This is a genomic window from Aequorivita iocasae, from assembly GCF_016757735.1.
GTDB lineage: Bacteria > Bacteroidota > Bacteroidia > Flavobacteriales > Flavobacteriaceae > Aequorivita > Aequorivita iocasae.
This window is the reverse complement of sequence record NZ_CP068439.1, coordinates 2,668,154-2,694,262: the sequence shown is the minus strand read 5'-3', so window position 1 is coordinate 2,694,262 and position 26,109 is coordinate 2,668,154. Positions and strand designations below refer to the sequence as shown.

At 36.9% G+C, this 26,109-nt stretch carries 28 protein-coding genes; 11 read left to right on the top strand and 17 right to left on the bottom strand.

The window, feature by feature from the left end:
- Positions 1-10 precede the first annotated feature (10 nt).
- The 10 genes from JK629_RS12405 to JK629_RS12360 all read right to left on the bottom strand — a co-directional run bounded on the left by JK629_RS12405 (position 11) and on the right by JK629_RS12360 (position 10,607).
- Positions 11-2,044 (bottom strand): vWA domain-containing protein, encoded by a 2,034-nt coding sequence (locus JK629_RS12405; protein ID WP_202335936.1) that lies wholly within the window; start codon positions 2,042-2,044, stop codon positions 11-13.
- Positions 2,045-2,122: 78 nt separating this feature from the next.
- Positions 2,123-2,869 carry a 3-oxoacyl-[acyl-carrier-protein] reductase gene (gene fabG, locus JK629_RS12400; RefSeq protein WP_202335935.1) on the bottom strand — a complete coding sequence of 249 codons (747 nt, stop codon included), beginning with the start codon at positions 2,867-2,869 and terminating at the stop codon, positions 2,123-2,125.
- 168 nt (positions 2,870-3,037) lie between these two features.
- Positions 3,038-3,910 carry a succinate--CoA ligase subunit alpha gene (sucD, locus tag JK629_RS12395; protein ID WP_202335934.1) on the bottom strand — a complete coding sequence of 291 codons (873 nt, stop codon included), beginning with the start codon at positions 3,908-3,910 and terminating at the stop codon, positions 3,038-3,040.
- Between the two features lie 110 nt (positions 3,911-4,020).
- Entirely contained in the window at positions 4,021-4,434 is a 414-nt protein-coding gene (locus JK629_RS12390) for a nuclear transport factor 2 family protein (RefSeq protein ID WP_202335933.1), read from the bottom strand.
- On the bottom strand, positions 4,431-5,369 hold the full coding sequence (locus JK629_RS12385; protein ID WP_202335932.1) for a UDP-3-O-(3-hydroxymyristoyl)glucosamine N-acyltransferase: 939 nt from the start codon (positions 5,367-5,369) through the stop codon (positions 4,431-4,433). Before JK629_RS12385 ends, JK629_RS12390 begins: the two co-directional genes overlap by 4 nt.
- Positions 5,370-5,421: 52 nt before the next feature.
- Positions 5,422-5,988 (bottom strand): elongation factor P, encoded by a 567-nt coding sequence (gene efp, locus JK629_RS12380; RefSeq protein ID WP_202335931.1) that lies wholly within the window; start codon positions 5,986-5,988, stop codon positions 5,422-5,424.
- A gap of 43 nt (positions 5,989-6,031) precedes the next feature.
- Entirely contained in the window at positions 6,032-6,817 is a 786-nt protein-coding gene (gene lpxA, locus JK629_RS12375) for an acyl-ACP--UDP-N-acetylglucosamine O-acyltransferase (protein WP_202335930.1), read from the bottom strand.
- Positions 6,818-8,224 (bottom strand): bifunctional UDP-3-O-[3-hydroxymyristoyl] N-acetylglucosamine deacetylase/3-hydroxyacyl-ACP dehydratase, encoded by a 1,407-nt coding sequence (locus tag JK629_RS12370; protein ID WP_202335929.1) that lies wholly within the window; start codon positions 8,222-8,224, stop codon positions 6,818-6,820.
- Positions 8,217-9,242: a UDP-3-O-(3-hydroxymyristoyl)glucosamine N-acyltransferase gene (lpxD, locus tag JK629_RS12365; RefSeq protein WP_202335928.1), complete on the bottom strand. Its 1,026-nt coding sequence runs from the start codon at positions 9,240-9,242 to the stop codon at positions 8,217-8,219. Before lpxD ends, JK629_RS12370 begins: the two co-directional genes overlap by 8 nt.
- 120 nt (positions 9,243-9,362) lie before the next feature.
- Positions 9,363-10,607 carry an HD domain-containing protein gene (locus tag JK629_RS12360; protein WP_202335927.1) on the bottom strand — a complete coding sequence of 415 codons (1,245 nt, stop codon included), beginning with the start codon at positions 10,605-10,607 and terminating at the stop codon, positions 9,363-9,365.
- A gap of 158 nt (positions 10,608-10,765) precedes the next feature.
- On the opposite strand from JK629_RS12360, the gene porX reads away from it, so the two are divergent.
- The 7 genes from porX (at position 10,766) to JK629_RS12325 (ending at position 16,270) form a co-directional block, all read left to right on the top strand.
- Positions 10,766-12,316, top strand: a complete 1,551-nt coding sequence (gene porX / locus JK629_RS12355; protein ID WP_202335926.1) for a T9SS response regulator signal transducer PorX — start codon at positions 10,766-10,768, stop codon at positions 12,314-12,316.
- Positions 12,317-12,410: 94 nt separating this feature from the next.
- Positions 12,411-12,824, top strand: a complete 414-nt coding sequence (gene tsaE / locus JK629_RS12350; RefSeq protein WP_202335925.1) for a tRNA (adenosine(37)-N6)-threonylcarbamoyltransferase complex ATPase subunit type 1 TsaE — start codon at positions 12,411-12,413, stop codon at positions 12,822-12,824.
- Between the two features lie 267 nt (positions 12,825-13,091).
- A complete protein-coding gene (locus tag JK629_RS12345; RefSeq protein ID WP_202335924.1) occupies positions 13,092-13,604 on the top strand; it encodes a hypothetical protein in 513 nt (170 codons plus the stop codon).
- Between the two features lie 359 nt (positions 13,605-13,963).
- Positions 13,964-14,104: a hypothetical protein gene (locus JK629_RS12340; protein WP_202335923.1), complete on the top strand. Its 141-nt coding sequence runs from the start codon at positions 13,964-13,966 to the stop codon at positions 14,102-14,104.
- A 181-nt stretch (positions 14,105-14,285) separates the two neighbouring features.
- On the top strand, positions 14,286-14,582 hold the full coding sequence (locus JK629_RS12335; RefSeq protein WP_202335922.1) for a hypothetical protein: 297 nt from the start codon (positions 14,286-14,288) through the stop codon (positions 14,580-14,582).
- A gap of 54 nt (positions 14,583-14,636) precedes the next feature.
- Positions 14,637-15,836, top strand: a complete 1,200-nt coding sequence (locus JK629_RS12330; RefSeq protein WP_202335921.1) for an alanine dehydrogenase — start codon at positions 14,637-14,639, stop codon at positions 15,834-15,836.
- Between the two features lie 53 nt (positions 15,837-15,889).
- Positions 15,890-16,270 (top strand): hypothetical protein, encoded by a 381-nt coding sequence (locus JK629_RS12325; protein ID WP_202335920.1) that lies wholly within the window; start codon positions 15,890-15,892, stop codon positions 16,268-16,270.
- Between the two features lie 10 nt (positions 16,271-16,280).
- On the opposite strand, the gene JK629_RS12320 is transcribed toward JK629_RS12325, so the two are convergent.
- Positions 16,281-17,453, bottom strand: a complete 1,173-nt coding sequence (locus JK629_RS12320; protein ID WP_202335919.1) for a proline dehydrogenase family protein — start codon at positions 17,451-17,453, stop codon at positions 16,281-16,283.
- 71 nt (positions 17,454-17,524) lie between these two features.
- Between JK629_RS12320 and aroB the strand changes: the two genes are divergently transcribed.
- On the top strand, positions 17,525-18,595 hold the full coding sequence (gene aroB, locus JK629_RS12315; RefSeq protein ID WP_202335918.1) for a 3-dehydroquinate synthase: 1,071 nt from the start codon (positions 17,525-17,527) through the stop codon (positions 18,593-18,595).
- A 77-nt stretch (positions 18,596-18,672) separates the two neighbouring features.
- Complete coding sequence (locus JK629_RS12310) at positions 18,673-18,966, top strand: hypothetical protein (protein ID WP_202335917.1); 294 nt, start codon at positions 18,673-18,675, stop codon at positions 18,964-18,966.
- A 64-nt stretch (positions 18,967-19,030) separates the two neighbouring features.
- On the opposite strand, the gene JK629_RS12305 is transcribed toward JK629_RS12310, so the two are convergent.
- From JK629_RS12305 to JK629_RS12285, 5 genes are all read right to left on the bottom strand, one after another.
- Entirely contained in the window at positions 19,031-19,579 is a 549-nt protein-coding gene (locus tag JK629_RS12305; protein WP_202335916.1) for a type 1 glutamine amidotransferase domain-containing protein, read from the bottom strand.
- Between the two features lie 108 nt (positions 19,580-19,687).
- Positions 19,688-20,644: a YihY/virulence factor BrkB family protein gene (locus JK629_RS12300; RefSeq protein WP_202335915.1), complete on the bottom strand. Its 957-nt coding sequence runs from the start codon at positions 20,642-20,644 to the stop codon at positions 19,688-19,690.
- Positions 20,645-21,160, bottom strand: coding sequence for a DinB family protein (locus JK629_RS12295; protein ID WP_202335914.1), 516 nt, complete (start codon positions 21,158-21,160; stop codon positions 20,645-20,647). It lies immediately after the preceding gene.
- 70 nt (positions 21,161-21,230) lie between these two features.
- Positions 21,231-21,710, bottom strand: a complete 480-nt coding sequence (locus JK629_RS12290; protein ID WP_062622982.1) for an Lrp/AsnC family transcriptional regulator — start codon at positions 21,708-21,710, stop codon at positions 21,231-21,233.
- A 32-nt stretch (positions 21,711-21,742) separates the two neighbouring features.
- Positions 21,743-22,909 (bottom strand): M14 family zinc carboxypeptidase, encoded by a 1,167-nt coding sequence (locus JK629_RS12285; RefSeq protein WP_202335913.1) that lies wholly within the window; start codon positions 22,907-22,909, stop codon positions 21,743-21,745.
- A gap of 290 nt (positions 22,910-23,199) precedes the next feature.
- Between JK629_RS12285 and JK629_RS12280 the strand changes: the two genes are divergently transcribed.
- Entirely contained in the window at positions 23,200-23,616 is a 417-nt protein-coding gene (locus JK629_RS12280) for a helix-turn-helix domain-containing protein (RefSeq protein WP_202335912.1), read from the top strand.
- 44 nt (positions 23,617-23,660) lie between these two features.
- Entirely contained in the window at positions 23,661-24,032 is a 372-nt protein-coding gene (locus JK629_RS12275) for a DNA topoisomerase IV (protein ID WP_202335911.1), read from the top strand.
- Here JK629_RS12275 and JK629_RS12270 read toward each other — a convergent pair.
- Positions 24,029-26,083: a response regulator gene (locus JK629_RS12270; protein ID WP_202335910.1), complete on the bottom strand. Its 2,055-nt coding sequence runs from the start codon at positions 26,081-26,083 to the stop codon at positions 24,029-24,031. The two genes, JK629_RS12275 and JK629_RS12270, sit on opposite strands and share 4 nt — an antisense overlap.
- Between the last annotated feature and the right edge of the window lie 26 nt (positions 26,084-26,109).

The following is a 26,109-nucleotide window of genomic DNA, read 5'->3' as shown; positions in this document are numbered from 1 at the left end:
ATTTGGTTGATTAGATAAGGCCATTGTATTTTCTAACAAACCATTCTGCAGCAAGGGCTAGAACGATGAGAGCAAGGAGATATTTCCAATCTATCAAAGGTACCACTTTTTGTTCGCTTCTTTCAATGTTTTGGAAGTTATCATTGGCTAACAGACTTTGTATCATCGCATCGGTTTGTGTTATAAAATAAGCGCTACCATCCGTATGCTTTGCAATTCGGCGGAGTTTGGAAACATTGGCATTGAGGAATTGCTGCTCAACATTAAAGTCCAAAATAGTGAAACTGCCACTGCTGGAAACCGCCTCGTTTGAAACTGAAACCGTATAATTATATTCTCCTGCCGAAAGGCTATTGAGATCCACTTCGTAATAATTATTTCTCAAAAGCATAGGGAACACGGTTTGCTTTTCGGTATCCTTATTTTTTAATGTAATATTTAGTGATGCACGGTTATCAAAAACATAGTTTTTATCAAAATATTGGGCAGAAATCCTGATTGGTTTGTTGTTGTAATAAAACGTTTCCGAAGACACTTCCAGTCTAGTACGGCGTTTGTTGGAGGCCAAATATTGAATTATATTTCCAATAAAATCATCAAAACTTTGGAAGCTTTCCGTTTCAAGAAAACTGCGTGCGCGCCAGCGCCAAAAGCCTTCCCCGTCCAAAATGGCATCTCGTTTACCGTTTATTTCCAGTGTGGCAAGCAGTGGATTTCCATTTGTAAGGCCGCTTACAGTCTGCTCAAGCAGCACTTCATTTGGAACGGGTATGGTCAATGCGCCAAATTCTGTGTGCAATGGTGGAAAATTGTTGAAACCAATATCTTCCACGGCAAATGTGCCGTAATTGCTGTTCAATTGCGCCTGTATGTCTTCGCTTTGATTGGATGTTTCTTTAGTAAAATTGTCTTGCGCCCCATTGAGAAAATACCAATCCGTTTGCAGGCCAGAGATCACCCAACTGTTTTTTTTCAGTTTCTCCATTTCTGAAAATACCGCAGCAAAACTTCTATCGGGTTGATAGAGAATTATTAATTGATAATCATTTAAAACTGAAACAGCTTCTGCAGGTTTTTTAAATGAAACCGTACGTTGCTCGTTAGTAGTTATTGCTTTTTTTAGTGCGCCCAAATCTGGATGGACTATTTTGCTTACAACTAAAACATTGGTGGCCTGATCTATCACTTCAACAGCAAACTGCTTGCTGTTGTTGATTTTGTTCTTTTCATCTGCAAGTGGAAGTATTTGTGCGGTATATTTTTGAAGTCCCACCAAATTTGAAGGAAGCGTAAAGTTTAAGGTCTTTGAAGTTTCACTTTCAGAAAATGAAACGTTTGTACGAAACACGCCTACAGTTCCTTGGGTAACTACAAACTCAGAATTTACGGGGCCTACGCCACTATAGGTTAAAATGACTTCAACAGGAAATTGGTTTTTTAAAAAAGTATATCTGTTTGTGTTAAGCTGCTCAATTTTTAGATCTGTGTATTTTATGGAATCTCCCAGAATTACTGGATAAATAGCGTTTTGGAAAGTGGCTGAAGAAAATTCGTAATCATTGCCCAGCGTTGGGTTTCCATCCGTAATTACTATTGTTGGAGCCGTTTGGTTTTTGAAAAGCTCGTTAGTTGAAGTAAGTGCTTTGGAAATGTTTGTGTTCTTTTCATTAAAGGAAATAGAATCGCTTTCGCGAAAATCACTTCCGAAGGTATAATAGGAAACATCAAACTTATCGTTTAAATCACCGTTTTCCTTTAATTTTTGAAGTAATTCCGAAACATTCTCCGTTTGGTACAACTCCCCTACCGAGGCTGAATTGTCAATAAGCACGGGAAGTTTCGGTTTTTCAATGGTATAGGTTTCACTTTTAAATTTTGGATTAATGATCAAAAGCAAAATAGAGAAAAGCGTAATAAAACGAAGGATTCCAAAAACCCAAGTCAACAAGCCCTTTTGCTTTGACTTATAGCCATACATAAAAACCGCCAGAGCAATGGATACTACTCCGGCGAGGATTATATAAAGTATGGTTTCTGTGGTCACTAAAGTGGTTTCAGGTTTAAGGTTTCTAGTTTCAGGGTTTAGATTACTACATACTGCTACTGAAAACTGAAAACTTTTTTATGTAAGCATTCCCCCATCAACATTCAGCACTTGCCCGGTAACATAGGCTGAAAGGTCGCTGGCAAGGAAAACACACGCGTTTGCAATATCTTCGGGAGAACCGCCGCGCTTTAACGGAATGGCATCGCGCCAACCCTGTACTATGGCTTCATCCAATTTTCCGGTCATTTCAGTTTCGATGAAACCGGGAGCAATGGCGTTGCAACGGATGTCTCGGGAACCCAGCTCCAAAGCAACAGATTTAGTGAAACCTATAATACCTGCTTTTGAAGCCGCATAGTTAGTTTGCCCTGCATTTCCCTTTACCCCAACTACGGAACTCATATTGATAATGGAACCCTTTCGTTGTTTTAACATGGCGCGTTGCACAGCTTTCGTCATATTGAAAACCGATTTCAAATTCACCTCAATTACCTTATCAAAATCTTCTTCGGAAATACGCATTAACAGATTGTCCTTTGTAATACCGGCATTATTCACGAGAATATCTATGCTTCCGAAATCTTTCAAAACTTCTTCTGCCAGTTTTTGTGACTCGTCATAGGAAGCCGCATCGCTTTTATAGGCCTTGGCCTTTACACCAGATTTTGAAATTTCATCAGCCAACGCATTTGCCGCTTCAGCTGAGGAGCTATAGGTGAAGGCCACATTGGCGCCGTGCTGGGCGAAGGTTTCAACGATTCCTTTTCCAATTCCACGGCTACCGCCGGTAATGATTGCTGTTTTTCCTTCCAATAATTTCATATAATAATATTTTGATTTAAACTAAAAAAGTCTTGACCATGCTCGACCATATATTTATGAACTAAAAGACCGCAAAAGGCGGGGATTCAAATATAACAAAAGGTTGCGGGTTCTCCATAAAAAAAGCCCTGCGAATTTTGCAGAGCTTATTTTGAAGATTTAAAAAAACTAGCCTAAAACCTCGGCTACCTTCTTTCCAATTTCCGCAGGAGAATCCACTACGTGGATGCCACATTCGCGCATTACTTTTTTCTTTGCCTGGGCTGTATCATCACTTCCGCCCACAATTGCTCCGGCGTGACCCATTGTTCTTCCAGCAGGTGCAGTTTCGCCAGCTATAAAGCCAATTACTGGTTTTTTGATACCACTGTTCTTGTACCAATTGGCAGCGTCAATTTCAAGTTGGCCTCCAATTTCCCCAATCATTACTACAGCTTCACTTTCAGAATCATTGATAAGCATTTCCAAAGCTTCCTTTGTAGTGGTACCAATGATGGGATCACCACCAATTCCAATAGCGGTTGTAATACCGAGGCCTTGTTTTACAACTTGGTCTGCAGCTTCATACGTAAGTGTTCCAGATTTTGAAACGATACCCACTTTTCCTTTTTTGAAAACAAAACCGGGCATAATGCCTACTTTCGCTTCACCGGGCGTTATTACGCCTGGGCAGTTAGGACCAATGAGACGACAATCCCGGTCTTTTATATAGTTTGAAGCCGTAATCATATCTTTTACGGGTATTCCTTCGGTAATGGTAATAATTACCTTGATGCCTGCATCGGCGGCTTCCATAATAGCGTCTGCTGCAAATGCTGGTGGTACAAAGATAATTGTGGTATCGGCACCTGTTTTTTCAACAGCTTCTGAAACCGTATTGAACACAGGCTTGTCAAGATGTTTTTGGCCACCTTTTCCGGGGGTAACCCCTCCTACTACATTGGTTCCGTATTCAATCATTTGTTCGGCGTGAAAAGTACCTTCACTTCCGGTGAAACCTTGAACAATTATTTTTGAATTTTTATTTACTAAAACGCTCATTTTAAATTATTTGAAATTATTTATTTTTATTTTTTATTCAAATTAAAAGTTTTCGAATATTTAATTACTAGGCACAAAGATACAGCTTTTGGCAGGGGTTTTAAAAGATATTATACCTTAACCCGATGGTAACTTTCGGTGGTATCGTCTTTGTCGGTAACTGGTTGGCTCACTTGGTAACCACGGTAGAGCTTGTCGTCTTTTACCTCCCAAATGGCAATGAAATGTGCGATGCCCAGCTCTTCATCTGGATTTTCCATGGTTCTGATATAATATTTATATCGAATAGTGACATGATTGTCATCAGCCAACAAATGGCTCACCTCTAATCTTAAATCGTTGTAAGACCTTCTCACTTCTCCGAAGAAATTAACGATGTCATCATAATGCATAATGGATAAACCGTTAGCACTGTTCCAGATAAGCACCAATTCTGGGTGGAAAAAACGCTCCATTACGGTCTCGTCCCTTAAAATATCTGATCTATAAAAATCCCTTACTACGTCTTTTGCTTTTTTACTCATGGTAATTTGTCCAATTTTTCTATAATGTCTGGAATAAGCCTAATTGACGCCAATTCCTTATACTTTTTTCTAAACTCATCTGCCGGGGTACCAAAATATGCCTTGTTACCGGGCAACGATTTGCTTACCCCGCTTTGGGCAGATATAACCGCTTTCTCACCAATGGTAATTCCGCTAGTAATTCCCACTTGCCCCCAAATAGTCACAAAATCTTCTATTAAAACACATCCCGCAATTCCAACCTGAGAGGCTATCAAACAACGTTTGCCTATTATTGTGTCGTGCCCCACATGAACTTGATTGTCCAATTTAGACCCTTCACCAATGGTGGTGGAAGCTGTTACGCCTTTATCAATAGTACACAATGCGCCAAGATCTACATTATCTTCAATCACCACATTACCTCCGCTTAATAGCTTATCAAATTTTTCTGGGCGGTTTTTATAATAAAATGCATCGCTGCCTAAAACCGTACCTGCATGAATAGTAACATTATTGCCGATAACCGTGTTGTCGTAAATACATACGTTGGAATGGATTAGGCAGTTACTTCCAATTTTTACATTATTGCCCACAAATACATTTGGCTGTATGATTGTGCCCTCTCCTATTTCTGCAGATTCTGAAATTGCACTAGTGGAACTTCGGAAAGGTTTAAAATATCGTGTAAGTTTATTGAAATCACGAAATGGGTCATCAGAAACCAATAAAGCTTTCCCCGCGGGGCAATCTACTTTTTTATTGATGAGAATTACCGTAGCCTGCGACTGCAATGCTTTATCATAATATTTGGGATGATCCACAAAAACAATATCTCCTGGCTGAACAACATGTATTTCATTCATCCCAAACACCGGAAAAGTTGGTTCACCCACATAATCTGAACTAATTATGATTGCGATATTTTCGAGGGTTTGGGGAGTTGGGAATTTCAAAGGTTAATAGTTTGTGGTTTAATTTGGACGTTATAATTTTAGATAAGGTATTTTACTCTTTCATTCGTTCTTGGTACTGCCCTTTTTCAGTGTCAATTCTAATTTTATCACCTTCATTTATGAAAAGCGGAACGTTAATTTCGGCTCCGGTTTCAACTATTGCAGGTTTTGTGGCGTTTGTGGCTGTGTTTCCTTTGACGCCAGGTTCGGTCGAAATTACCTCTAACACCACATGGGCAGGCATTTCAACAGAAAGGGGCGCATTGTCTTCCGTATTTATTAACACTGTCACTATTTCGCCTTCCTTCATTAATTCTGGGGTGTCCAAAATATCTTTCATCAAACGAATTTGGGAATAATCGTCCGTATTCATAAAATGATACATGTCTCCTTCATTGTAGAGGTATTGAAACTTATGTGTTTCTACACGCACATCCTCTATTCTATGGCCTGCGGAAAAAGTGTTATCAATCACTTTCCCCGTGGTAACACTTTTTAGTTTTGTACGCACAAAAGCAGGACCTTTTCCTGGTTTTACGTGAAGGAATTCAATTATTTTATATATGTCATTGTTATAGCGGATGCATAGTCCTTTTCTAATATCTGATGATGTTGCCATTGTAAACTTTAAATAAGTATGATTAATATTTTGAAATATCGGTTTAGTTTGAATTGAAATAGCCCTTCATAATTCCTCTTTTGGAATTTTTTATAAACTGAAGAATCTCATCGCGTTCTGGTGTAGCCTCCATTTCGGCTTCGATGATTTCGGTGGCCTGGGTGGTATTGTAGTTTTTTTGATACAGAAGTCTGTAAATATTTTGGATTTCGGTAATTTTTTGTGAAGTGAAGCCTCTTCTTCTTAACCCAATAGAATTGATGCCAACATAACTCAGCGGTTCACGCGCTGCTTTCACAAAGGGTGGCACATCTTTTCTAACCAAAGATCCCCCAGTTACAAAAGCATGATTGCCAATCATACAAAATTGGTGCACGGCTGTCATTCCTGCCAAAACCACATGGTCTCCAACAGTTATATGCCCAGCAAGCGTACTGTTGTTGCTGAAAATACAGTTATCCCCCACTATACAATCATGCGCAATATGGCAATACGCCATAATCCAGCAGTTTTTACCCACTACTGTTTTACCGCGATCAATAGTACCGCGGTTTATAGTTACGTATTCACGAATTGTAGTTCCGTCACCTATCTCAACCGTTGTGTCTTCATCCTTAAACTTTAAGTCCTGTGGAATGGCAGAGATTACGGCTCCCGGAAAAATATTGCAATTTTTACCGATGCGCGCACCTTCCATAATAGTCACATTACTGCCTATCCAAGTTCCTTCTCCAATTACAACATTGTTATGAATGGTCGTGAAAGGCTCAATCACAACATTTTTGGCTATTTTGGCGCCCGGATGGACGTATGCAAGTGGTTGGTTCATTTATAAGTTTTTTGTTTTTACCATTTGAGCCATCAATTCGGCCTCGGTCACCAGTTTATCATTCGCATATGCGTTACCGCTCATATGTACTATTCCCCGGCGAATGGGTGACATTAATTCAAGTTTAAATATAAGGGTATCTCCCGGATTTACCTGTTGCTTAAATTTTACATTGTTTATTTTCATAAAATATGTAAGATAATTTTCGGGATCTGGAACCGTGCTAAGTGCAAGAATGCCTCCAGTCTGTGCCATAGCTTCTACAATCAAAACCCCCGGCATTACAGGTGCTCCAGGAAAGTGACCTACAAAGAAGGGTTCATTCATTGTTACATTCTTTAAACCAACAACGCTGGTTTCTGTCATTTCCATAATTTTATCAACCAGCAAAAATGGAGGTCTATGCGGAAGCATGGCCATAATCTGATTTACATCTTTTACAGGCGGTTGATTGATGTCGAATTTAGGAATGTTATTTCGAGCTTCCAGTTTTATGATTTTTGAAAGTTTTTTGGCAAATTGTGTGTTTACAAAGTGGCCTGGCTTGTTTGCAATTACTTTTCCTCGGATGCGCGTACCTACCAAAGCCAAATCTCCCACTACATCCAAAAGTTTATGCCTTGCGGCTTCGTTTGGATAGTGAAGTGTTAAATTATCTAGAATTCCGTTAGGTTTTACCGAAATGGAATCTTTTCCAAAAGCGACACGAAGTTTTTCCATCGTAGCTGGTGAAAGTTCTTTGTCAACATAAACAATCGCATTGTTTAAATCCCCACCTTTTATTAAGCCGTGCTCAAGAAGCATTTCAATTTCATGAAGAAAGCTGAAAGTTCGCGCATTTGCAATTTCATCCTTAAAATCTGAAATATGCTTTAGAGATGCGTTTTGGGTTCCCAATACCTTAGTACCAAAATCTACCATGGTTGTTACCTGGTATTCATCCGCGGGCATTACTATTATCTCGCTTCCGGTCTCTTCGTCGAGGTATGAAATAACTTCTTTTACCACATATTCTTCCCGCGCTTTATTTTGCTCTACAATTCCAGCTTTTTCAAGGGCCTCCACAAAAAACTTTGAGGAACCGTCCATAATTGGAGGTTCCGAAGCATTAAGCTCCATGGTACAGTTATCAATTTCCAGCCCAACCAAGGCAGCAAGCACATGCTCTGAAGTTTGAATTTTAACGCCCTGCTTTTCCAAATTTGTACCGCGCTGCGTGTTTACAACATAATTGGCATCTGCTTCAATTACTGGGTGTCCCTCTAAATCAATTCTTACGAAAGTGTATCCATGATTCTCGGGGGCGGGCTTGAAGGTAATTGTAACTTCTTTGCCCGTATGCAAACCTACTCCCGTAAGGGAAATTTCTTTAGCTATGGTTCGCTGTTTTACCAAACATTCACTCATTGTCAAGTTTTTTTTCAACTACGTTGAACCTCTCCATTATTTTTGGAAGGTTTTTAAAATATACATAACTTTTATTAAAATCGCCATAGTTTAAAGCTGGCGAACCTTGAAGGGTCTCATTGTCCTTAACATTTCGGCCTATACCGCTTTGTGCCTGAATCTTTACGTTATCACCAATAGTGATATGGCCCGCAATACCTACTTGGCCTCCAATCATACAGTTTTTTCCAATTTTGGTAGATCCTGCAATTCCTGTTTGTGCGGCAATAACGGTGTTTTCACCAATCGTTACATTGTGGGCTATCTGAATTTGGTTATCGAGCTTCACCCCTTTTTTTATAACCGTAGATCCTAAAGTTGCGCGATCTATGGTTGTACCGGGTCCCACATCTACATTGTCCTCTATAATTACGTTGCCTGTCTGGGGCACTTTATTGTATTCCCCTTTTTCATTGGGAGTAAATCCAAATCCATCGGCTCCTAGCACCACACCACTGTTTATTACACAGGATTTACCAATTACGGTTTCGGAATAGATTTTAGCGCCAGTGAACAAGATAGTTTTGTCGCCTATGGTTACATTATCACCTATATAAACATTTGGATAAATCTTTACATTATCACCAATTTTTACATTTTCACCAACATATGAAAAAGCGCCTAAATACAAATTATCACCGTACTTGGCACTTTCAGAAATAAAGACAGGATTTTCTATGCCTGTCTTGTTCATTTTTACTTGATTATAATATTCCAATAGCTGTGAAAAAGCTTTGTAGGCATTCTCAACGCGTATTAAAGTTGTTTTGATTTTATTCTCTGCAACAAAATCATTATTTACAATAGTAATTGAAGCCTCGGTAGAATATATATAATGAGTGTATTTTGGGTTGGCCAAAAAAGTGAGACTCCCTTTTTTACCCTCTTCAATCTTTGCGAGCTTTGAAACCGCAACACCTTCATCGCCTTCAACGGTACCGTTTAGGATTCCTGCTATTTGGGCTGCTGTAAATTTCATGGGGTATTAAGGTTTTTTTTAACCGACGTACATATAAAAGGCAACCGCAAAGTAATATATTTTAAATGAATTAGAGGTCGGTCATTGGTTTTCATTCTTGCAAAAATAGAAAAAAAGGGCTTAGCCCCGATGGCTGATTGTATTGTTTTTTGGATAGCACAAATAGTATTTCACTACAGATTTTGACAGCGCCTCTAAATTCAACTGATCGCTTGCCTTTGCCACGTCAATAACTTTACCGCTTTTCTTCAAGAGATTTATGGTGTCCTTTTCCATGCTGTAGGCTTGGTTTTCCAGCTTTCCCGTAAAGACGAAAAATGATGCTTCGTCTTCTGAAATGTGATATTTTTTCTCAAGCTTGCTTCTTTTCTCCTTAACCTTCGCGGTGGTAAAGGGCTCAGATTTCACTTTCACCTTTAACAAATCGCGGTTAAGAAGCATTCTTGAGAGATTGCCCAAAACAAAATCATCGTTGCCCGCCCACATTTTCATTCCCGAGATAATATCGTAGTCGTCTAAACTTGAAAATTTTTCAAGAACTTCATCCGAAAAGACATTTAAGTTTATGGTATTTTTCAGAAAAAATGTAAGGTTATCGCTCGCAGGAAGATTGACTCCTTGGGCGGTAAGTTGTTTGGCACGTTTAAGGACCCGAACCAAAAGCTGCTCGGCCACAATGCCCGTTTTGTGAAGATATACCTGCCAATACATTAACCTTCGCGCTACGAGGAAATTTTCAACGGAATAAATTCCCTTCTCCTCTACTACCAATTTATCGTCTTTTACATTGAGCATTGTCACCAATCGCTGTGCATTAACAGTACCTTCTGGGACCCCTGTGTAAAAACTGTCGCGCTTTAGGTAATCCAATCGGTCCATATCCAACTGCCCAGAAACTAACTGGTGCAAAAATTTGCGCGGGTGCTCGTCCTTGAATATTTTAATGGCAAGCGTTAATTGCTTGTTAAACTTCTGGTTTAAGTTCTCCATGAAAAGCAGTGAGATTTGCTCGTGACTAATGTTTTCCACAATACTATTTTCCATTGCATGGGAGAATGGCCCGTGGCCAATATCGTGAAGCAATATGGCAATATAAAGTGCTTCCTCTTCCTTAATTGAAATCGCAACCCCTTTGGATTGAAGTACTTGAACCGCCTTTTGCATCAAGAACATTGCTCCCAGTGCATGGTGAAAGCGTGTGTGGTGCGCACCCGGATATACTATGTATGAAAAACCCATTTGTGAAATTCTTCGCAACCTTTGAAAATATTTATGCTCTATCAAATCAAAAACCAATTTGCTGGGCATGGTAATAAAACCATAGATGGGGTCGTTTATAATTTTATGTTTTGTGAGGGTTTTCAAATTTTAACTTTAAATTAATAGATTCACTGTTTTTTTGAAATAATTCAAGGCTATTTTTGAAGGAATTCTTCGCGACAATAATAAAGTAGAATTATATAAATTTAATTTAACGATACTTCTTTGCCAAAGCTTCGGAGTACAAAGACAAATATACATATATGAGCGACATAAAAGTACTATGGGTAGATGACGAGATAGATTTGCTAAAACCACACATTCTATTCCTTGAAAACAAAAATTACAAGGTAACGACGGCACAGAGCGGTACGGAAGCACTTGAAGAAATAAAAAAAGAAAATTTTGACATTGTTTTTTTGGATGAAAATATGCCGGGCCTCACAGGGCTTGAAACACTTTCGGAAATCAAGGAGCAGCAAGCCTCCATTCCTGTGGTAATGATTACCAAAAGCGAAGAAGAATATATAATGGAAGAAGCCATCGGTTCCAAAATTGCCGACTATCTTATAAAGCCCGTAAACCCGAACCAGATTCTTTTGAGCTTAAAGAAAAATCTGGACCACAGTAGGCTTGTTTCTGAAAAGACTACCTCAAATTACCAACAGGAATTCCGGAAAATTGCCATGGACCTTTCTATGGTGAATAGTTTTGAGGAATGGAAAGACCTTTACACAAAATTGGTTTATTGGGAACTGGAGTTGGAAAACATTGAGGATTCAGGAATGTTTGAAATTTTGGAATCCCAAAAAACAGAGGCCAACAGTCAATTCTGTAAGTTTATCGATAAAAATTATCCGAAATGGTTTGAGGACCCGAGCGAGGCGCCTACCATGTCGCACACGCTATTCAAAGACAAAATTCAGCCTCAACTGAAGCAGGGTGTTCCTACTTTACTTGTAGTTGTAGATAATTTAAGGGTAGACCAATGGAAGGCCTTTGAGCCCACGGTTGCAAATATTTATAAAAAGACTTCCGAAGAACTTTTTTGCAGCATCCTTCCCACTGCTACTCAATACGCTCGAAATGCCATTTTTTCTGGCCTTATGCCAAGCGAAATGGAGAAATTGCATCCAGATTTATGGTTAAACGACACGGATGAAGGCGGAAAAAACATGAAAGAGGAAGAGTTTTTAACCGCACAATTGAAACGCTTGGGCCTAAATTTAAACTGGAGCTATCATAAAATCTCAAGTTTGAAGCAAGGTAAAAAACTAGTGGAAAACTTTAAAAGCCATAAGGATGAAGACTTAACTGTGGTTGTCTATAATTTTGTTGATATGCTTTCACATTCCAAAACCGAAATGGAGGTTATTAAGGAATTGGCCTCAAATGACAAATCATACCGTTCGCTTACACAAAGTTGGTTTAGAAATTCCCCGCTACTAGAAATTATACAACAGGCCGCACGTCTCGGCTTCAAACTGATAATTACTACAGACCACGGAACAATCAATGTAAAAAACCCTTCAAAAGTGATTGGTGATAAAAATACAAGTCTTAATCTACGGTATAAAACCGGCAAAAGCTTAACATATGAAGATAAAGAGGTTTTGGCGGCAAAAGATCCGAAGACAATTTATTTGCCCACTATAAATATGAGCAGTTCTTTCATTTTTGCAAAAGGCGACTATTTCTTTGCCTACCCCAATAATTATAACCACTATGTAAGTTACTATAGAAACACCTATCAGCACGGTGGCGTGTCGCTGGAAGAGATGATTATTCCATTTTCGGTTTTTACCCCTAAGTAATTCTTTTTAAAACAACTGTGTAGGAATTATTACCAATTTGCTAGATAATTTCGCTTTTAATTGATAAATTATCTATATTCGTCCCGTTTTAACTATGGAATTTACATATATCCAAAATGATATTGGCGAAATAGCTGAACAACTTTTAAAAAATTCAGCCTCAAATGTATTTCTTTTTTATGGCGATATGGGTGTGGGCAAAACAACTTTAATAAAAGAGCTTGTTAAACAACTGGGAGTTATTGAAACCTCAAGCAGTCCCTCCTTTTCAATAGTTAACGAATATGAAACCCCCAAGGGCGCTATTTACCACTTTGATTTTTACAGGATAAAAGATATTGCTGAAGCTTTTGATATTGGCCTAGAGGATTATTTATATAGCGGAGCCTATATTTTTATTGAATGGCCCGAAAAAATTGATCGCCTTTTGCCTGAAGATGCTAATAAAATTAATATCAAAATTAATAATAACGGAAGTAGAACTTTAAAATTTTTGCCGGTGAAATAAAATTGCAGCGTGAAATACTATATTTTATAAATCACTTTTTAGTTGTTTGCCCCAAATCGCAAAAATTATAGAGATGGGAATTTATTGTCAAAAAAATTTATAAATATATACTAAAAATAATTAAAAAACTTTTCTTTTTTCATACTAGGTTTGAAGTGTTATTAACCTCACAAAAACTATTAATTATGAAAACTCTAAAAGTACTTTTTATCGCGGCAATTTTTTCATTAGGAATCTTTGCTTCTTGCACCCCAGAAAGCATCCAAGATGAACAAGCACCCCAACAAATTGAAAAAAGTAAAATCATCATACCTAGCAACGGGTAGTATTATAGCGCTTATTATAGCAGCATCACCGTATATTTTTTACAGTTATGAAAGTTTCCCACAAACAAAAACGTGGGAAACTTTTTTATTTACATACCAAGCAAATTGGTACCAAGAAGTAAAAGTATCTGCATGGACAATGATGGGGAAGTTTGTTCCCCTCCTACTGTTGGTTATTTGGTTTATTACCTGTAAGCATTGGTGGTACCACGTGATTCTTATCCCAATAGGCATGTTTGCCTTTCAGCTATTCAGCGTTATTAATGATGACGTGGGTATTACCGATGAAGTTGAAATATGGTGGCTCTTTCCTATAATGTTAGTTATAGTTCCGTTTGTTTATCTTATAAAAGCTCAGCTTTCGAATAAATTAATAGGAAAGGATTTACGAAGTTTCGAAGAGGAACTAGGTTCTAAAAATTCTATATGGAAGCAGATAAAAGATCTTTTCTGATTTTTGACCCCCGCTAAATTTTCAAAATTTATACGTACCTTGGTACTTTATAATTATCATTTTAACATCTAGTATAAAGAATACCTACATTACAATTATAGCTTTAGCATGGAGTTAAAAAGAAAAAAAATTAAAACTAACTAAAAGCGAAATAAAACAAATAAAACATTGCCGGTGAATTAACAACTATAAGCAGGGTTGCAGTAAATGTTAAAAATTAACATTAAATTGAATTTTTGAATGAATTTCAAAGGATTTAATTGCATTATAACCTGTAAAGATACAATTAACATAATTAGTATGCTTAAGTTTTTTGATTGTAAGTTTGACCCATATTAACCTCACAAAAACTTATTATTATGAAAAACTTTAAAGTTATTATTGTAGCCGCAATTTTTGCAGTAGGATTATTCGCTTCTTGTACCCCAGAAGGAATCCAGGATGAACAAACCCCACAACAAATCGATGCGAGGACGGTTACCGTTCCGCCAGCCGGATAAAAAAAGCTTAATACAGGGCGGCATTGTTGTTTTTATAATGGCATGCACCCCATTTATATATTATGCGTATGAAAGTTTCCCAAGCGATACACAAGTTTGGGAAACTTCTTTTTTTACATTTACCACTAAATTCCCTTCCCTTTATCAATATGCATGGTTTTTAACAGGCAAAATCATTCCTGTGCTTTTACTTTTAATTTGGTTTTTTACCTGTAAGCACTGGTGGCATTGGATCATTCTTGTGCCTTTATCCATGTATGTTTTTCAATTGTTTAATATCCTAAAACAAAATTTTGGCAGTGTTGATGAAGTTGAAATTATATATGTAATTCCGATAATGATGGTTGTTATTCCTTTTGTTTATTTAATAAGAGCAAAGCTTTTTAGCCAAATGAGACAGGACGATTTGAAATCATTTGAGGAAGAACTTTTGCACAAACGATCTTTTTGGCAGCAGATAAAAGATCTCTTTCGATAATTAACTTTTCAAAATTGTGAAAATTCCGTAAATTAAAACTGCCAAGTTCGTACCATGTCAAAGCCAAAATCACCCTTCACAAGAGCACAATTGCTTCCCCAAGAAGAAACCCTTGAAGTTTCCAAACAAAAAGGCGAGCTCTTTATTGGCATACCAAAGGAAGCTTATTTTCAAGAAAAACGTATTTGCCTAACTCCAGACGCTGTCAACGCCATAGTCAACAACGGACACCGTGTCCTCATTGAAAATGGAGCAGGCAATGAAGCCGGATTTTCAGACAAAGACTATTCGGAAGCCGGAGCACAGCTTACCAACGACACAAAAAAAGTGTTCGGGTGCCCCATGGTTCTCAAAGTAGAGCCCCCTACCCTTGAAGAATTGGATTTAATGAAGCCCAAAACAGTATTAATTTCTGCCCTGCAATTAAAGACGAGACAGAAATCTTACTTTGACGCCCTTGCAAAAAAGAAAATAACTGCCTTAGCGTTTGAATTTATAAAAGATGAGGACCACAGCTATCCCGCCGTTAAAGCATTGAGTGAAATTGCAGGTACCGCATCAGTTCTTATTGCAGCGGAACTTATGGTAAACGCAAAAAAAGGAAATGGGCTTCTTTTCGGCAATATTAGCGGGGTCCCTCCTATTGAAGTCGTAGTTATTGGAGCGGGGACCGTAGGTGAATTTGCTGTACGATCGGCGTTGGGATTGGGTGCAAATGTTAAGGTTTTTGATAGTTCCATCACAAAACTTAGATCAATTCAGACCAATGTAGGTCGGATTTTATATACTTCAACTATACAGCCAAAAAATTTAATGAAAGCACTTTTGCGATGTGACGTGGCAATTGGTGCAGTTCGTGGTCAAAATCGTGCGCCCATTATTGTTACGGAGGAAATGGTGCGCAATATGAAAAAAGGCGCTGTGGTGATAGATGTTTGCGTAGATATGGGCGGCTGTTTTGAAACTACTGAAATGACAAGCCACGACAACCCCACCTACATTAAGCACGAAGTAATACACTATGGGGTCCCGAATATTCCTGCACGTTATCCAAAAACGGCTTCTATTTCCATAAGTAATATATTTACCCCCTATATTCTAGAAATTGCAGAAAGCGGTGGATTGGAAAATGCCATCCGCTTTGACAATGGTTTAAAAAATGGTTTGTACTTTTACCGCGGAATATTGACAAATAAAGCTTGTGCAGATTGGTTCAATATGTCTTATAGCGATATCAATCTGTTAATTTTCTAATACGATTAGGAAATACATAAAGGGGCAGGCCCAAAATACCAAAACAAAACTTAATGAAGTTAGCATACCGATTGGCTTATTTTTCTGGCGGTTTCATAATTGGAATCGTATTTTTATTTTTTGTTCTCAGCGGAAAAAAAACTTCCTGCGCCTATGGCCCAGAATCCAGAACACTTAAGAATATACGTTTAAAAGAGCGCGCTTTCTCTGAAAGCACTTTAAATGTGCTGCGTGAAAACAAAATGGATACTTCAGTGGTTTCTTTTCTTTTGGAAGATGGCGATGTTCTCTTTTCAGAAAGCAAAACCGATCTTGATTCCTGTAGGCACTACGTAATAGAAGGAGAAATTTCCAAAAATAATATAAAAATAACTGTTGAAAATTGTGAAAAGTTAGCCACAGTATTAGAGGCGCAGGTGACTTCCAACCACTAAAAAAATTAAATTACAATTTTCTACGTATTTTTTCTTTTTTAAGAAGGGTAAGCTCTCTACTTGTTTGCCCAGCCACAGAAGTGTTTTCTTCCGCACGACGAATTAAATAAGGCATCACGTCTTTTACCGGTCCGAAAGGAATATATTTAGTAACGTTATACCCTTCTGCTCCCAAATTAAAAGTAATGTGGTCACTCATTCCAAAAAGTTGTCCAAACCAAATGCGGTTGTCACTTTTTGAAATATTTTTCGCCTCCATTAAATCCATTGCTAAATAAGTGCTCAATTCGTTATGGGTACCCACGAAAAGTTCAATATCATTCAAATTATCCAGGATATACTTTAAAATTTCATTAAAATTAGCGTCAGTAGCCATTTTGCTCTCGCAAATTGGAGATTTATAGCCTTTCTCGGCAGCACGTTCATTTTCCTTTTCCATATAGGCGCCACGGACAATTTTGAACCCAAGTTTGTACCCTTTGTTTTTGGCCCTACCGTGAAGTTTTTTCAAATAATCCAAACGGTCCCAGCGATAACATTGCAATGTGTTGAAAACTATTGGGCGTTCCTTGTTATATTTTTCCATCATCCGTTCACAAAGATCATCTGCGGCATCCTGCATCCATGATTCCTCTCCATCAATCAACAAACTAATATTACAATCGTGCGCTACTTTTGCTACACGGTCATATCGCGCTTCCAATTTTTCCCACTCAAGTTTCTCCTCTTCGGTCAAAGGCTGCTTTTCGGTAACTTTTTGTAAAATCTTGAAACGCCCAAAACCTGTGGGTTTAAAAACCGAAAAAGGCATCGCCTTTTTGTTTTTTGCAAATTGCGTGAGCTCTATAACTTTGTTTGCCGTGGCATCAAATTGTGCATCTTCCTCTTTTCCTTCCACAGAATAATCCAAAACCGAACAGACTCCCACGTCAGACAGCTTATCCACGGTAGACATACAGTCCGTTTCACTTACCCCGCCACAAAAATGGTCAAACACCGTAGATCTTATTAGGCCTTCAACCGGAAGATTTACATTGAGTGCAAATTTTGTAACTGCCGTGCCAATTTTTACCAACGGTTCTTTTGAAATCATTTTAAAAAGAAAATATGCTCTTTCCAGTTCAGAATCGCTCTTTAATCTAAATGCGGTTTCAGTATTATCGAAAAGGGAATTTGCGATCATAAAATTTATAATAAAGTGTGCAAATATAGTTAGATTTGGCTTCTGGATATATGAGAACAATCAACTAATTGATGGAAAATTCACTAAAAGAAAAAGGATTGGTTTATTATAGCAGCTTAGGCTGGAAAGTATTGTCAAACTATTTGTACGAACAGAAAGATTCTAAAATATTTATATTAACAGACGAAAATACAAAACGGTACTGCTCAGAATATTTTCTTGAAAAGCTATGCATTGAGTTTAAACTTGAGGTTTTAACAATATCTGCAGGTGAAGCTTTTAAAAATATTTTCACCTGCATGAACGTGTGGAACACACTTTCAGAAAAAGGCGCCGACCGCAACAGTATAATCATTAATTTAGGCGGAGGCGTTGTTACCGATTTGGGCGGTTTTGTTGCATCCACCTTTAAACGTGGACTTCGGTTCATAAATATACCCACCTCCCTATTGGCAATGGTTGATGCCTCTGTTGGCGGAAAAAACGGGGTTGATCTAGGCTCCATAAAAAACCAAATAGGCGTAATTACACTGCCAGAAATGGTCCTCATCGATACTGAATTCCTAAAAACATTGCCAAAAGCACATTTAACTTCTGGTCTCGCCGAAATGCTGAAACACGGGCTTATCCACAGTAAAAAATATTGGGAGCGAATAAAGGGCGTAAATGTTTTAGATGAAGTAGAATTTGAAAAACTAATTCGCGAATCTGTTGATATAAAAAAAGAAATAGTAACCAAAGACCCTTTGGAAAAAAATCTTCGCAAAACCCTTAATTATGGGCACACCTTGGGGCACGCCATTGAATCCTATTTTTTGGAAAGTGACCAGAAGCCCGAACTGCTCCACGGAGAAGCAGTGGCGATAGGTATCATTTTAGCCACCCACATTTCTACGGAAAGTTTAGGGTTTCCAAAAAAAACATTAGATGATGTTACTCGAACTATCTTAAGCTACTTTCCAAGGCAGAACTTTTCCAAAAGTGATATTGAAGCTGTGATAAAATTCTTGGTTTTTGACAAAAAAAACAGAAACGGCAAAGTCTTATTTGTTCTTTTGGAAGACATTGGGCAGTACAAAATTGATTGCGAGGTGAGTAATTCGCTCATTTACAGTGCTTTTGAGTATTATAAAAATTTCTGAAAATTTTATTGAAAAAATTTTTATCTCTTCAATTTTTGAATAGTTTTATAACCACAAACCATAAGATTGAATATTAAATGAAGCGAATTATTGTAGATTATAGAAAGTTAACTCCTGAAATACTTTCACTGTTAGTGGAAAAATATCCGGATGGATATGATGATGACCACGTAATAACTTTTAAAAATGCTAAAAACGAGACCGTTGAAGCAGTAGAGGTAAAAACGGATGATACCATATATTTAGTTAAAGTAAGCTCACGCCTGGAAATAACCATGGCCAATTTTGATGAGGACGATTATGATGATGCTGATTTTAATGAGCCAATAAGTGAAATACCGGACAAGAAGAAAATGGATGAAGAAGAATAATTCTTTCCTGCATAAAAAAAGAGGCTTTTAAAGCCTCTTTTTTATTTCTTAAACTTAACTCGCTTTATGCATGTTGAAGTTCGTGTTTTCCTTCCTTGATTTCCTCAATCAATTTTGAATTGAATGCAGGCAAATCATCGGGGTTTCTACTTGTTACAAAACCCTCATCAACCACAACCTCTTCATCAACCCAGTTTGCACCGGCATTGATTAAGTCATCTTTAATGGAGCTAAAGGAAGTCATTTTTCTACCTTCCACTACACCAGCCGAGATTAAAGTTTGTGGGCCGTGGCATATTGCAGCGACCGGTTTCTTTTGTTCAAAGAAATATTTTACAAATTTCAATGCATCATCATTTCTTCGAAGTTTATCTGGGTTTATTACACCGCCCGGAAGAACCAAAGCGTTATAATCAGATGCGGTTGCGTTTGCAATGGTTTTGTCAACGGTATATTCATTACTCCAGTTTCCGTCTGCCCAACCTTTTATCTTTCCTTCTTTTTCACTAATTATTTCTACGGTAAAACCTTCTTTTTCCATCGCTTCTTTAGGCGATTTCAATTCAGATTCTTCAAATCCGTCAGTAGCTAAAATTGCAATTCTCTTATTCATGTTTCTTTTCTTTTTGGTTAAACAATTAATTCTACGTGAAGATACTAAGCAGGGTCTCACCTATCAATTTTCTGATATTAATCTTTTACTAATCTTTGTTAAGAAGTGCTAAGACGAAGTGTTATTTTTCAAGGTCTCGGCCTTTTTTTTATCCTCCTCTACTTTTCGCTTGTATTCGCGAAGTTTCTGCATTTCAAGTTCGTAAGATAATGTGGCGTTGCTCGTGGGCTCAATGGTAATATTTCGTAGGAGAGCCCAATTCACTGTAAACTCAGCCCCAAAAAAAAGAATTAAACAAGTATAATATACCCATAGAAGGATCAGTACCAAGCTTCCCGCGGCGCCATAAACTGAGGCGGGGTCGGAGGCAGAAAAATAAAACCCGATTAAATATTTACCTGCTAAAAACAATAAGGCCGTCATAAAAGCACCAATAAGGTTGGTACGCCATTTTATTTTTACATCTGGCAGTAAGGTGAAAATTGTGGCAAATAACGCCGTAATTATTATTTGTGAAAATATAAAATTTACAATTTGAATTATTTGTGAGGAAAGGTCTGTATAATAATTTCCAATTAAATCACTTAAAGCATTTATTGCAGTACTTATTACCAATGATATTAACAGCAACAAACCAATTGCGAGGACCATTCCGAAGGAAATCAACCTGCGCTTTAAGGTATCTAGCAGGGTATTCTTTTTTGCACGAACGCTCCAAATATCATTTAATGCTTTCTGAAGCTGAAAAAAAACACCTGTCGCTCCAAAAATGAGCATTCCTATCCCAAAAATTATAAAGAGTACCGAGTTGTCAGAAAGTGCGGAGTTAACAATCATTGTTTGAATCAATTGTGCACTTTCTTGACCTATTAATCCAGCAATCTCCTTTGTTATCCTGCCTTCAACCGCTTCCCTTCCAAAAAACACACCAGCAAAATAAACAGTTATTATCAATAGGGATGGCAATGAAAACAAGGCGTAATAAGCAATAACAGCACTCTTTGCCCAAGGATCATTTTTGTCCCAACTAAGATAAGTGTCCTTTAATAGCTTAAAAACCTTCATTTAGAGATAGCGTTCTTTAATAATGATTTGATGGTGAATTTCGTGACCACAAATGATAAATCCCGCAGCTGCAACAGACATAATGCTGTTATTTGCCGTTCCAATAAGTTTTAATCGCTCTTTGTCAAAGCTTCTGAAAAGGCAGATGCTAGCGTTGCGCACCGCAGTATATTCCTGTAAAAGATCATCGATGCTTCTTGTATTGGCAACTGTATTTTGGGCAAATTCATTTTCATCAAAGCCTTTCAAATTCGCATTATTGGCTCTTGAAAAGTAGAGCGCTCTATATGCAAAAACTCTTTCCGTATCTATAATATGCTGTAAAATATCTTTTGGTGTCCATTTATTTTCTGCATAGCGATAATGTAGCTTTGCTTGTGGTAAACTGGCAAAAAAGGCTTGAGTATTTTCCAGTCCCCTTTCAAAAGCATCAAGCAAACGCAAGTTATTTACAAAGTCTACATAGCCCTGATAATAGGAATTGTATTCTGAAGCATCAATTTCACTACCTCTCATAGTTTTATTTTAAAGATAAAAAAAACCTTTGCCAGTTGGCAAAGGTTTTTTAATAAATTAAATTTTGAAATTATATTTCATTAAAAATTGAATGGAGCAATCTTTTTTTGTCGTTAATACTTTCTTCCATAGAAATCATGGTTTCTGTGCGGCTTACCCCTTCTATGTCATCAATTTGATAAATTACATCCTTAGCGTGTGCAGTGTCACGAGCTCTAATCTTACAAAAGATATTGAATTTGCCTGTAGTTACGTGAGCTACCGTTACAAATGGAATTTCACTAATGCGCTCTAAAACAAATTGTGTTTGGGATGTTTTGAAGATAAAAACTCCTACATAAGCAATAAAAGAATAACCCAGTTTTTTGTAATCTACCTGGAGGGATGATCCGGTAATAATACCTGCTTCTTCCATTTTTTTCACCCTAACATGTACGGTACCGGCAGAAATTTCCAATTTCTTTGCTATATCGGTAAAGGGGATTCTTGTATTATCAATTAAAAGATCAAGAATTTTGTGATCTACATCGTCTAATTTAAACTTTGGCATATATATTTATTTTTTTGCAAAACTATGAAGTTTTAAGCTATCATAGAATTTATTTTTTGAAAAAAAACCACTGATTTATCATTTTTATCAATTATTTCTGAAATATTTTCACCGACTGTTAAATTTTGTTGTGAATTTGTTAAAATTTCAGCTCCTTGCGCGTTTCTTTCGATATAGGCAAATTTAGTCTTCAAATCTCCAATTTCATCAATAAAAGGCTCAAATACAATGGTTTCGTTTTTCAAAATCTCTCGATATTGAATTGCCACAGATATAAACTTCTTTTCAGATTCCAACTTTACATTTCTCAAAATGAAATCGTTATAATTTTTAAGATTTTCAGGGATTTGAAAATAAGTTTTGTGATTAATGATTTCCTTATCAGTTTCAAGTATATTAAACAATGAGAGCAGGGAATAAAAAATATACTTCCGTGTTTTTTCACGCTGATAATCTGTATCGCAGTGACCGGCCTCAAATAAAATGGTAGGCACGCCCGCTTTCTGAAAAGTGTCGCCTACACAGGCCTCATTAAAACTATCGTCATATCTGCCAACCTGCCCAGGTATATAATACTGCAGCAAATGGTTCATTTTCACTATATATTCCATAGCTAATTTCCGAGAGGGAGTTAAGGTTCTTTTTTTGTCAGCTGCTGGAGATAAAAATGAAACAACAGCTGGCTTTCCGTTTTTAAAACCATATATAGACCGTTGATCGTGAAGATTAAGACAAAGGGAGGGCTTTATTTTTTCAAAAACATTTCGAAGAATTTGGCTCTCCTTTTGCGAAAGTTCCTGGGCATCCCGGTTCAAATCCACTCCATTTGCATTTTCACGCGTGTAAAGCTTTGCTCCGTCCGGATTCAGCATTGGCAGTATGAAAAAAGAATATGTGCTTAAAAAACTTTCAATTTCAGATTGGAAATTGTCTTTTTGATGAATAAATCGTAAAAAATCAAAAAGAGCCTTGGTCGTTGTGGATTCATTGCCATGCATTTGTGACCACCCTAAAACAATTTTATTTCCGTTCCCGACTTTGATTATTGGAATATCCTGTCCCATTTCAGAAACTCCTGAAACGGAAATCTCATAGCATGTTTTATACAAATCCAATAATGGATAAATATGCTTCATAGCAATATATCTGCCCCTTAAATGCGTCTCAAAATTGTTGGAGTACCAATGCTCTATTTCCATACCATTTGATTAGTTTACAAAGTTAAACAATGCCTTGTTTACAAACGTAAACAAAATAAATAAGGGTATTCGATTACAATTGTAACCATAATTTTGTTTTTTAGTGTTGAATACAGCTCAAAATATTAATGTTGCCGATGAAACAGTTTAGTTTATTTATTTTCAGTATTTTAACATAGTATATATAAATATAAAGTTTAATGATTAAATTGTTTTATCATCAATAATTATGATGCGTTAAAGAAATGTTTTACATTTGTAAACCTTATTATACTGGCTAGTTCGTTACAATGGTAAACACATCTGATTTTACAAAAAGACTTGAAAAAATATTGGAATATTTCAATTTATCGGCAGCGGCATTTGCCGAGGAAATAGATTTTAATCGCTCCACTATTTCACATTTATTGTCGGGTAGAAATAAACCAAGCCTGGAATTTGTGATGAAACTTTGTCAAAAATTTCCAGAAGTAGATATGGATTGGTTGCTTTTTGGAAAGGGAAGCTTCCCTACTCTTTCTGAAAAGAATGATGCGAAAACTGTTATAGAAAACAAACAAACGATAGAAAAGGAACCTCCTAGTTTATTTTCCGAAGCGTACGTTACTGATAAGCCTAAAGCTGCAAATTTCAATGAAAATAAAAAGGAAATTGAACGGATTGTAATATTTTATAAAGACGGAACTTTTAATACATACCAAAACTGAATAGTTTCAGTATTTTTTTCGGAAATTCGCAAAAAAAAATAAATATGCGATTTTTTTTAGCTTTATGCACTCTTTTTCTATTAATAGGTTGTTATGAATCTGAGCGGAATTGTGCGGATTTTAAAACGGGAACATTTGAATTTGAAGCCCTTTCCGGCACTGAAGTATTCAAAACCACCATAGTGCGGAATGATTCTATAGAGATTGATTATTTTCAAGGGAAAAAAGATTCTTCATCCATTCATTGGATAAACGATTGTGAGTACGTTTTAAAAAAAATAAACCCGAAAAACCAGGCTGAAAAGAAAGCCATTCACATTAAAATTTTAACTACTGATAAAGACAGTTACACCTTTGAGTTCAGTGAAGTAGGCAAAACTAAAAAGAGCAGGGCTACAGCTAAGAAATCAATTTAGGAAAAGTATTTATTCAACGTGGCAAATAGGGCTTCCTGTTCTATCGGCTTTGTGAGGTAATCGTTCATGCCAGCTTTAATGCCGCGTTCTATTGCTTCTTTCGTAACATCTGCAGAAAAGCCCAGAATAACCGCCGTATTGTCCATTTTTCGTAAGTGTTTTACCACTTCAAATCCATCTTTTCCGGGCATATGCACATCCATAAAAATAAGGTCATAATGCTTTGATGCACATTTCAATAAGGCATCGTCACCATCTTTTGATACATCGGGTTCTATGTTATTTTTGGAAAGTATTTTGACCAGAATTTTTTGGTTTAATACATTATCGTCAACCACTAAAACTTTTAAATAGCTTAAGTCTCTATAACTTCTTGTTTTAATAATTTCTTCTTGGTGTTCCGCTATTGGAAATTGTAGAGATACCGTAAAAGTTGACCCTTCACCCAATTTGCTCTTCACTTCCAGTGTTCCACCCATCATTTCAGTAAGTGTTTTAGTAATCGCTAATCCTAGACCACTGCCTTGGTGCTTTTTTGTAATTCCGAAATCCAATTGCGTGAATCGTTCAAAAAGTTGTGGCATTTTTGAAGGTTCAATCCCAATACCGGTATCAGTTACGATAAAAATAAGTTTTAGCTTACCCTCCAATGATATTTCTTCATATAAAATTTCAATTTTTCCTTTTTCAGTAAACTTTGTCGCATTGTTAATGAGATTGGTAAAAATCTGTTCCGTGCGTGAGAGATCTCCCATAACATTTTTGGGATTTTTTACACTATCAAAATTGGTGATAAGTTCAATTCCTTTCATTGTAGCGGTTGGAGCGTAGATTTCAACAATCTTTTTAAGCGTTAGGAACGGATTGAAAAGTTCTCTGGAAAGCTCCATCTTTCCGGCTTCTATTTTATCTATGTGAAGAATGTTATTCACAAGATTTAAAAGCGTTTTTGAGGAATTTTGCATTAATTTCAGAAATTCCTTTTCACTGGATGAAAGTTCTTTCCCTTCTAATATTTCAGAAATACTCAAAATTGCACTTAAAGGTGTCCTAATTTCATGGCTCATATTGGACAGAAATTGTGTTTTCGCCCTTGAAGCATCTTCTGCTCTAATTCGCTCTTTTCTTAAATCTTCGTTTAGTGTGTTTAATTTTCTGTTTATCAACTTATAACGAATATATTGCTGTTTGGCCATAAGAAAAAAATAGGCTAATAGTCCGATGGTAAACGATAAAAAAATACCGAGAGCCAATATTTTGTTTTGCAAGGATGTGGCTTTTAATTCATCCTTGGAATCAAACATAAATTCAAACTTCCAGCTCCCGGAAATGTTATTGGAAAGCGGACTTAAGGTCTTTGAAAAGATTTGGGCCGATTCAAAAATTTCTGGAGATGGATTGTTGTAGCTGTAAAAAATATTTCCCTTTTCATCTTTAATCAAAATACTGTAAAGATTCTGTTTGGAACTTAAATTATCAAATTCGGGTTTAAAATCCATTCCGGCTGAAATTGTGCCTTTGAATTTTTCATCATAATAAATAGGTACATCAACCAAAAATGCCTTTCCCGATTGGGTAAGGGTTATCCAAGGAGTAATATTTGTTAGGGTATCTCTTGAAACTGCAATCCAATCAGAATATCGAAAATGAGACTTTATGTCATAGTTTAAGGCTTTTCTATTCGGTTCCAGAGGGTTTATAAAAGTTATAATTCCGCTCTCATTTATAAATTCAATAAACTTTATTCCTTGATTTTGGCGAATTATCCTTTCAGTGTCTGACTGTAGATATTTTGCAAATGCCCCATTGCTTTCCATAATCCTTCCAGCCAAATCTTCCAACGAATTAATGTTGTGGTGCACTATTTTTTCAAAATCCCGATAGGTCAAACTTCCAAGAACCTCCAGTTGTTTAAGCTTATCCTCCTTTTGATCCTGAAGGGTCCAGTAATATGTAAGAACGCATAAAGTAGAAAGAATCAAAAATATCAATAGCGATAGCAAGCCAAATTTATATTCATGGGAATATTTTGAAAATTTGATTTTACGCATTACTAAATGTATTTGTTCTCCTTTTC